Genomic DNA, 8325 nt, shown 5'->3' with positions numbered 1-8325 from the left:
GGCGCTATTTATATGATTGCTTCTATCGTTTGGCTCAATTGATGACACGCCCTAATCTTTTTTTCCTTTTCTGCGAAACGAGAAGCCTTTTGAGAAACTTCAGCTTTTCGTTGACATGTTTCTGCATAAGAATAGAGAGGCGTTACGGTAAGTGATTTTGAGCCTATTTGAAAAAGTTGTTGAAACCGTGCTGTGTGCTCAGTTGTTAACCGATGTTCTCTAATCCAATTAAAAAGCTTTAAATCTCCCCAGAGCACATTATAATCATTTAAGGGATTTTCAGGAAAATCTTGAGAACGATAGAGAGCAAGGGCTGCCTCTTCAACATGATGCCATTTTTTAAACTGAGAATCATGAACTTTAAATCTTACCATACACCCTGATGCGATATCATAAACATCTTTATCAAAACTTTCTGTGCCTTCATAAGAGAGAGGAAGGCGCAAAGGTTGATTGTGTGTTTTTTGAAGAAGGAATGAATCGAGCGTTTTTGAACTCCAATCTCCACAAGGAAGGAATAAAAAAGGAGATTTTGTGAAAAGAAGAAGATCCAATAAATGCGCCCGTGCTATATCACTCACTGAAGTTCTATGGTTACAAATTTCACCAGCATATAAATAATACCCCCAATCCATGATAAGAAATCCGCCACGGTGCGTTCTTTCATAGAGTTGAAGGTATGTTCCTAAAACATCTACAAGATGCCTTTGCGCCCAGCGGGAAACCGTAAGAGCGAATTGTATGTGTGCTCCAAACCCACGCTTAAGAAGTTCATTTTCATGTTCTTCAATTTTAAAAGATCCAAATTTATAAACTTTGCAAATTCCGACCTCTTCAATGATATTTCCAAGATATTTTTTCCCCCGTGTTCCTACAATGTACGCTCTCATTCCTTTGGGTAATACATATTGATGGTCGTTAATGTATTTCGCCATGGCATCACAAGATTGAAAATTTCCAGCACCATGATCTAAAAAATAAACGTCTGTGCGTCTTTCTTGATGGGCTATTTCCATAAGCCTTAAGAATAGTTTGCATTGATCTACTCCTAAAATATCATAGGAAGGTCCCCCATTAAAAAGCCCCCAAGAAGAAGTCGGGAGGCTATAAGATCTATTTAATTGTGAATAACTTGACTCTATGGAGTTCACAATAGACGCTGGTCGTGCTCTCCAATCTAAGAAATCTTCTTCCATACCAAAAAGCGAAGAAGCCATAAAAACAAAAAGAAAAAATAAGATAGATAAATAGAATTTAAAATGAAAAACCATAAATTAAAATCCTGATCAAAAATTAAGAATATAAGCATATACAAATCATTATAGAATACATAGAGCTAAAAATTATTTTTCAAGAAGGAAGCTCGCTTTTTTCATTTTGTAAACCAAATTGATTAGATTCATATTCGTTTGTTAAAATTATGGATTTTACTTAAAGCCCAGTTAAATAATATGCTTTCAAAAGCATATTATTTAGGTTATAATTCTCTTAAAAGCACTTTTAAGCTTATCAATTTTTTGAACTCGAACAAGTCTTGAAAAAATAATGCCCTCTAAAAATGCGCTTCTTTTATTTCCACCCCATATGGTTGAACAGGCTTGTTACGTTCTGGGTAATAATTTACGAACAGCAAGACTCCGGCGAGGCATAACAATTTCTGAAGCTGCCGAAAGAATTGGAACTGGACCTCGTGCTGTTATGGATGCTGAAAAAGGAAAAATTTCGACAGGAATTGCTGTTTATGCAGCTCTTTTATGGCTTTATGATTTACCCTCTTTTAACACCCTTGCTCATCCAAATGACGATGAAGAAGGATTAAGGTTCGCAAGCCTAGATAAAAAAATACGCGCTCGGAAAAGAAAAGGTCTTGATAATGATTTCTAACTCGTCTGAAAGAGAAGTTTTTGTTTATATAATACTTCCTGAAGAAACAGATTTTATTACAGCTGGACGTTTTGTTTTGGAAAATTATCCTCAAGGACCCTATGGAAGATTTGTATACGCGCGCTCATATCTTGAAAATCCAAATGCCGTTGAAATTGATCCTATCGAACTTAAGTTAACCAAAAATACTTATAATACATTTCAACACGAAGGTATCTTTGGAGCATTACGGGATGCGGGTCCCGACTATTGGGGAAGATACGTAATTGAAAAACAAAGTGAGCGAGCTCTTTTAAATGAAATTGATTATTTACTTGAATCTCCTGATGATCGGGCTGGAGCATTAGGATTTGGCCTAACAGTAAAGCCTCCTCTTTCCACCCACCACTTTAATAAAGTTATGGATCTTAAAAAGTTAATTGAGATTTCTGAAACTCTTATTCAAGACAAAAATGTTGATAGTGTTGGTGATTCACAAAGAAATAGAATTAAAAACCTCCTTTTGATCGGAACATCCATGGGAGGGGCTCGCCCAAAAACTGTTGTTGAAGACCATGCTGGATTATGGATTGCAAAATTCAATCGATTTGATGATAGGTGGAACGTTGCACGTGTTGAATATGCCATGCTTGAGCTTGCTCAACATGTTGGAATTAATACATCGGAACATCGTTTAGAATCAATTGGAGGGCAGGATGTTTTGCTTGTTAAGCGTTTTGATCGTAAAAAAAAGGAAAAAGAATATACAAGAGCACGGATGGTGAGTGCTCTTTCAATTTTAAGAGCTGATGATACATTTGAAAATAGGGACAAATGGTCTTACATTCTTCTTGCTGAAGAAATACGTCGTTTCAGTCAAAATCCAAAAAAAGATTTAAAAGAGCTTTTCCTTCGCATATGCTTTAATGCTCTTATATCTAACTTAGATGATCATCCGCGTAATCATGCTTTTATTGCAGAAAGAAAAAACTGGACTCTTTCTCCAGCTTATGATCTAACACCCTCTCCCGTCATAGCAAATGACCGTCGAGACCTTGCTATGATTTGCGGTAATTATGGTCGTTTTGCAAATGCAAAAAATATTCTCACGCACCATGGAAGGTTTCTTTTAACACAAGAAGAAGCCACGACCCTTTTAGAGGACATAACTCAAAAAATTGAAAAAAGTTGGTATGATATAACCCATAAATCAGGTGTCCATCGTTCTGACATTGAGCTCATTCGGCCTGCCTTTGTTTATTCTGGTTTCTTTATTTAAATTTAAGAGTCTAATACAATCTTAAATATCTCATTAAAGGATCATAGAGGCTCTGTTGCGTTTTTAAGCCATTCTTTCTCTTCGAAAGAAAGCTCGGGTGAGAGCTTTTCAAAGACTCTTTGATGATAGAGATTAAGCCAGTTTAATTCAGCTGGTGTTAAGAGTTCTTTTAAAATAAGTTTTTTATCAATTGGAACAAGCGTAAGTGTTTCAAATTCATAAAATTCTTTCCATTCTGAAGGGACCACAAGCAAAAGGCTTTCAATGCGTATTCCAAACGCATTTTCTTTATAATATCCAGGTTCATTCGAAACGATCATTCCTTCTTCCAAAGGTAAAAGGCTTGATAGACGATGAGAGATACTTGGAGGAGCCTGATGAACAGATAAAAAAGCACCGACGCCATGTCCTGTACCATGGGCATAATTGAGCCCTTTTTCCCATAAAAACTGCCGAGCAAGAATGTCTAATTGATGTCCTGTTGTTCCCTTGGGAAACTTGATGGAAGCCAATGCAATGTGTCCTTTTAAAACACGCGTAAAGGCTTCTTTTGCTTCTGGAAAAAGAGCTTCTTTTCCAAGAAGAACCGTTCTCGTTATATCCGTTGTCCCATCGAGATATTGAGCTCCAGAATCAACTAAATAAAGCTTCCCTGATGAGAGAATTTTGTCACATCCTTCTTTGGCATGATAATGGACAATCGCACCATTTGATCCTACAGCAGAAATAACTTCAAAACTTAAAGAGTGATATAAAGGAAGATGCTGTCGAAATGATGTTAGTTTTTGAGCTGCTTTTATTTCAGAAAGTTCTTGATCCAGCTCTTGAGTCTCAAGCCAACTTAAAAATTGGACAATCGCATATCCATCCCGCTGATGTGCTTTTCGCATTCCTGAAATTTCAGTTGGATTTTTAAGAGCCTTTTCTAAAAGACAAGGATCATCTGCAGGGAAAAGAAGAACATCTGTTGAATTTAAAATGTCTAAGATTGCCATAGGCGTATGATGAGGGTCATACCAGATTTTTTGTTGTGACTTAGAAATCTTTATAAGAGAAGTTTCTAATTGATCCATTTCTAAGAATTGAACTGAAGGATTGAACTGTTTTAAAAATAAAGAAGGTATTTTTTGAAGATTTGTAAAAATCTCCATATGTCCATCTTGATATAAAATACCTGTTGCTAAGAGAAGAGGCGTAAAAGGCACATCATTTCCGCGAATATTCAAAAGCCAATTTAAAGATTCTGGCAAGCTAATGTAAAAAGCATCTACTTTTTCTTTTTTAAGAAAATCTGAAATTCGAAGACGCTTTGAAAATGTGCTCTCACCTGCATAATGATCTTCCCACAAAAAAGCCTGGCTTGGAGAAGGCGTCGGTTTATCTTTCCAGATAAGATCTATTAAATTCGGTGTTATCCTCATAAGATGAATATTTAAGAGTTTAGAAATATTTTCAAGCTTTTCAAATTCTTTTACTGAGACCGTCCATGAATCAATTCCTAGTTTCATTCCTGCTTTAAAATGTGTTTTAAGGTATTGTTGTATATCCTCATATGATAAAGGAAAAACTGAAAACAATTCTAAATCTATCTCTGCCTTTGCAGCAAGTTTATAACGGCCATCTACAAATAAAGCAGCTGTGTCTTTAAGAATAATTCCAAGTCCAGCTGACGTATCAACGCCTGTTATATAATAAAGACGCTTCGATTCAGGAGGAAGAAACTCATTGCGAAAAGCATCTCCATGGGGAATAATGAACCCATCCAAATTTTCTTGCTCTAATTTTTTTCGAAGAGCGTCTATGATTTGAGGTGTACTCATGAAAAATCTCTTTCATTTTCATCAAAAGATTTTTTTCTATTTTTGCCGGGTATCCATAAAATATCTTTTTTTCCACATTCATTTAAAAATCGACTTAAAACAAATAAGAAATCAGACAAACGGTTTAAATATTGAATCACATAAGGATTGACATACTCTTTTTGAGCTAAAGAAACACATTTTCGTTCCGCGCGCCGACATACCGTCCTGCTCAAATGGAGATATGAAGAAACAACCGTTCCTCCTGGCAACACAAACGAGGTCAAAGGCTCAAGATACGTGTTATAAAAATCAATCTTCTTTTCAAGCTCCTTAACGCGTTCTTCTTGGATTTGAAGACGAGACTCTGAAGCTTTTGGAGAAAGAGGACAACATAAATCCGCACCGAGATCAAATAGGTCTTGTTGCAAGGATTGAATTTCTTCTTGAGTGCCTTTATCTTCCATATAAGTGTAAATAAGCCCGAGTGTTGCATTTGTTTCATCGACATCCCCAATGGCTTCGATGCGCAGACTATCTTTTAAAACACGGGTTCCATCCCCTAAGGATGTTTTTCCACGGTCTCCTCCTTTGGTATAAATTCGCGTTAATTGAACCATGAAAAATTTTTACTTTCTTTGAGATTTAAGATCATTCTTTCTAATCTTCCTTCTTTACAAAGACTTTTAAAAAAAACGTTTTACCTTTGCCAAATTTAATCTATAATCTCCTTAATATAAAGGAAATACCATCTTGATCGATATTTTAATTCTTGCTCTCTTTGCTGTCTTTATTTTATTTCGACTTTTTACGGTTTTAGGAAGCAGAACTGGAACAGAAAAAGATCCATTTCAAGAACCTTCTCCTCCTGAAAAAGACTCAAATTTAAAAAAGAAAGCAAAACGTTTCTTTAGCAAAGAGGCCATTATTGATGTTCCCTTTGAACAAACTGAAAAAGGTGTCAAAGGAGGACAACGCATTTTAGAATCATTTAAAAAGAAAGATTCAACTTTTAACGTACAAGAATTTTTGGAAGGCGCTCAGAGTGCTTTTGAAACAATTCTGAAAGCATTTTCAAACTCTGATAAAAAAACCTTAAAATCGCTTCTCTCTTCCAAAGTATTTTCCCTTTTTATAAAAGATATTGAAGCTCGTGAAGAAAAGCATCAAACCCTTCAAATTCTTATTAAAGATTTAAACGCTGAAATTCTAAATGCCCGTCTTACATCCCATACGATGGAAATTGATGTTCAATTTGAATCTGAACAAACTCATACGACAACCTCTCCTAATTCAAGCATTTCAAAACCTCCAATTGTTTCTCAAGAAGTTTTTATGTGCATTGATTTATGGACTTTTGAAAAACCTCTGAATGCACAAGATCCAAATTGGATTCTTATTGCAACAGAAGAAGGCCCTCCTTCCTCTTAAATGTTTATGCATTAATGACCTCTTTTTTTTCTAAACCCCTCTCCTTTGAAAATCTTCCTTTTTGGCAACAAGACTCTTTGGAAAACTTTTTTCAACCATTTAAAAAGTCTTTAGAAAGTTTTTTAAAAGATCCTGAACTTTGTCCTCCTTCCATTAAAAATGATCTTCTTTTAATATGTCATCATTTTCTTAAAAATTCTCCTTCTTCTCGTTCTGATTTTAAGAAATTTCTTGAAACTTATTTTACTCCAATGGCATCTAAAAGCCCTCAGCTTGGTGTTTTAACTGGATATTATGAAATAATATTAAAAGGCTCTCGTGTGCCTTCTGATCGTTATTCCGTTCCTCTCTATAAACCTCCTGCTGATCTTCTCTTTATTCCTGATTTAGGAATTTATAATCCTCTTTTAAAAGGCCAAAGATGGGCTGGACGACGCGCAGATAATCATCAGATTTATCCCTATTATACGCAACATGAAATTATGAAAGGAGCCCTTCAAGACTCTCCTTTTCTTTTTTTAGAAGACCCGATTTCTGCTTTCTTTCTTCATGTTCAAGGATCTGGTAAAATTTCTTTAGAAGACGGTACTTTGATACGCGTTAGCTATAAAGCAAGCAATGGGCATCCCTATGTTTCTCTTGGAAAAATGCTCCTTCAAAAAAAGATCTTGACCGAAGATCCTTTAACAAAACAAACCCTTGAAACATATCTTCGATCATTAAAGCCTGATCAGCTCATTGAAATCCTCTCTCTTAACCCAAGTTATATCTTCTTTGAGGAACTTTCTTCCTTTGAAGAAGCTCCGAGAGGTACTTTTAATACTCTTCCTTTAACCCCTCTTCGAAGCCTTGCGGTCGATCCTTTTTATATCCCCCTCGGGCTTCCTGTTTGGCTTAATGCTTTTGATGTAAATTCAAAAATTAGTTCTTTTTTTCCGCGTCTCGTCTTAGCACAAGACATAGGAAGTGCTATTAAAGGCCCTAAACGGGGTGATCTTTTTTGGGGAACAGGCGAAGAAGCAGGAAAAAAAGCAGGGCTCCTTAATAACAAAGCAGATATGATGCTCCTTTGGCCGAAAAAATAAATTAGGAGAGTCCAGTTTGGACTTATTTTCCCTATCTAGAAGCTTATATCTTCTGAATTAATTTGAAGTTAAAGAAGCAGTAAATTTTCTTTTAAAGTCTTGCGTTAAAGCTTCCAGGAGAGCGCCTTGCATATTGGTGTTCCAAATTTGGTCTTTTTGTTCATCCGTTGTATCTTTACCATAGGTTTGAGATACTTGAGCCTCGAGAGTGAATTTATTTTTCACTTCCTTATCCCCTAAGAATATCTGAGCACCTAAAAGAATTTTATAGTGTGCAAGCAATTGGCCACCTTCTCCGGATTCATTTATCGTATCTGTCGCTGTCGCCTCCATAAATGAAATACCACTCCCTGAACCAAAGGATTTTCCTGTTGCTAATCCTGCTTCCCGGGAAAATCTTGTCATCAATGCAGCCAAATTAGTAAAGTCTTCCATAATCTTCGATCGAACATTGGCCTTAAATCCATGATTGGTTTTTGAAAGAGCTTTTTTTGTAACCGCAGCTGATGAATCAGAATCTTCAGTGTTCATAGCTTGAGAAGATTGAAATCCAAAAATCATCGCCATAGTAGCAAAAACGCCCATATAATAAGTGATTGTCATTTTTTCTCTATTTTGGATATTACGGCTTGTATAATTAACTTTCATTGTTCAATTCCTTAATATTAAATTAAAAAAATTTTAGATTTTCTCTAAATCATCAGTAAATCTAAAGCTCATTAACTTTTTCATAATTATTTAGAAAAAAATTCTGTATGATTTCGTAACTTATATCACGTTTCTTTTAATTTTTTCAATAAAAAGAACTAAAGTTCTAGGGCGTGTCATCAATTGAGCCAAACGATAGAAGCAATCATATAAATAGCGC

At 35.6% G+C, this 8325-nt stretch carries 8 protein-coding genes; 4 read left to right on the top strand and 4 right to left on the bottom strand.

Annotated features, from left to right (window positions below; all coding sequences use genetic code 11):
* Positions 1–8 precede the first annotated feature (8 nt).
* Positions 9–1271, bottom strand: a complete 1263-nt coding sequence (locus JSS34_07815; GenBank protein MBS0186220.1) for a hypothetical protein — start codon at positions 1269–1271, stop codon at positions 9–11.
* Positions 1272–1545: 274 nt separating this feature from the next.
* Here JSS34_07815 and JSS34_07810 point away from each other — a divergent pair, with 274 nt between their 5' ends.
* Both JSS34_07810 and JSS34_07805 read left to right on the top strand, forming a co-directional pair.
* On the top strand, positions 1546–1884 hold the full coding sequence (locus JSS34_07810) for a helix-turn-helix domain-containing protein (GenBank protein MBS0186219.1): 339 nt from the start codon (positions 1546–1548) through the stop codon (positions 1882–1884).
* Complete coding sequence (locus JSS34_07805) at positions 1874–3142, top strand: HipA domain-containing protein (protein MBS0186218.1); 1269 nt, start codon at positions 1874–1876, stop codon at positions 3140–3142. Before JSS34_07810 ends, JSS34_07805 begins: the two co-directional genes overlap by 11 nt.
* Positions 3143–3183: 41 nt before the next feature.
* Here the strand turns inward: JSS34_07805 and JSS34_07800 are convergent, their stop codons facing one another.
* Positions 3184–4962, bottom strand: a complete 1779-nt coding sequence (locus tag JSS34_07800; protein MBS0186217.1) for an aminopeptidase P family protein — start codon at positions 4960–4962, stop codon at positions 3184–3186.
* Positions 4959–5561 (bottom strand): cob(I)yrinic acid a,c-diamide adenosyltransferase, encoded by a 603-nt coding sequence (locus tag JSS34_07795; protein ID MBS0186216.1) that lies wholly within the window; start codon positions 5559–5561, stop codon positions 4959–4961. The genes JSS34_07800 and JSS34_07795 overlap by 4 nt, the downstream gene beginning before the upstream one ends.
* Positions 5562–5694: 133 nt before the next feature.
* Here JSS34_07795 and JSS34_07790 point away from each other — a divergent pair, with 133 nt between their 5' ends.
* Positions 5695–6372, top strand: coding sequence for a Tim44 domain-containing protein (locus tag JSS34_07790; protein ID MBS0186215.1), 678 nt, complete (start codon positions 5695–5697; stop codon positions 6370–6372).
* A 14-nt stretch (positions 6373–6386) separates the two neighbouring features.
* On the top strand, positions 6387–7457 hold the full coding sequence (locus JSS34_07785) for an MltA domain-containing protein (protein MBS0186214.1): 1071 nt from the start codon (positions 6387–6389) through the stop codon (positions 7455–7457).
* Between the two features lie 57 nt (positions 7458–7514).
* Here the strand turns inward: JSS34_07785 and JSS34_07780 are convergent, their stop codons facing one another.
* Positions 7515–8105 (bottom strand): hypothetical protein, encoded by a 591-nt coding sequence (locus JSS34_07780; protein MBS0186213.1) that lies wholly within the window; start codon positions 8103–8105, stop codon positions 7515–7517.
* Between the last annotated feature and the right edge of the window lie 220 nt (positions 8106–8325).

This window comes from Pseudomonadota bacterium (genome assembly GCA_018242545.1).
In the GTDB taxonomy this organism is placed as follows: Bacteria; Pseudomonadota; Alphaproteobacteria; order 16-39-46; family 16-39-46; genus 16-39-46.
Note: the sequence above shows the minus strand (reverse complement) of the source record. Positions and strands in the feature narration are given on the sequence as shown.

Bases quoted from the DNA above. Each gene is read 5' to 3' on its own strand.
- JSS34_07815 (MBS0186220.1), bottom strand. From the start codon at position 1,271: ATGGTTTTTCATTTTAAATTCTATTTATCTATCTTATTTTTTCTTTTT.
- JSS34_07810 (MBS0186219.1), top strand. From the start codon at position 1,546: ATGCCCTCTAAAAATGCGCTTCTTTTATTTCCACCCCATATGGTTGAA.
- JSS34_07805 (MBS0186218.1), top strand. From the start codon at position 1,874: ATGATTTCTAACTCGTCTGAAAGAGAAGTTTTTGTTTATATAATACTT.
- JSS34_07800 (MBS0186217.1), bottom strand. From the start codon at position 4,962: ATGAGTACACCTCAAATCATAGACGCTCTTCGAAAAAAATTAGAGCAA.
- JSS34_07795 (MBS0186216.1), bottom strand. From the start codon at position 5,561: ATGGTTCAATTAACGCGAATTTATACCAAAGGAGGAGACCGTGGAAAA.
- JSS34_07785 (MBS0186214.1), top strand. From the start codon at position 6,387: ATGACCTCTTTTTTTTCTAAACCCCTCTCCTTTGAAAATCTTCCTTTT.
- JSS34_07780 (MBS0186213.1), bottom strand. From the start codon at position 8,105: ATGAAAGTTAATTATACAAGCCGTAATATCCAAAATAGAGAAAAAATG.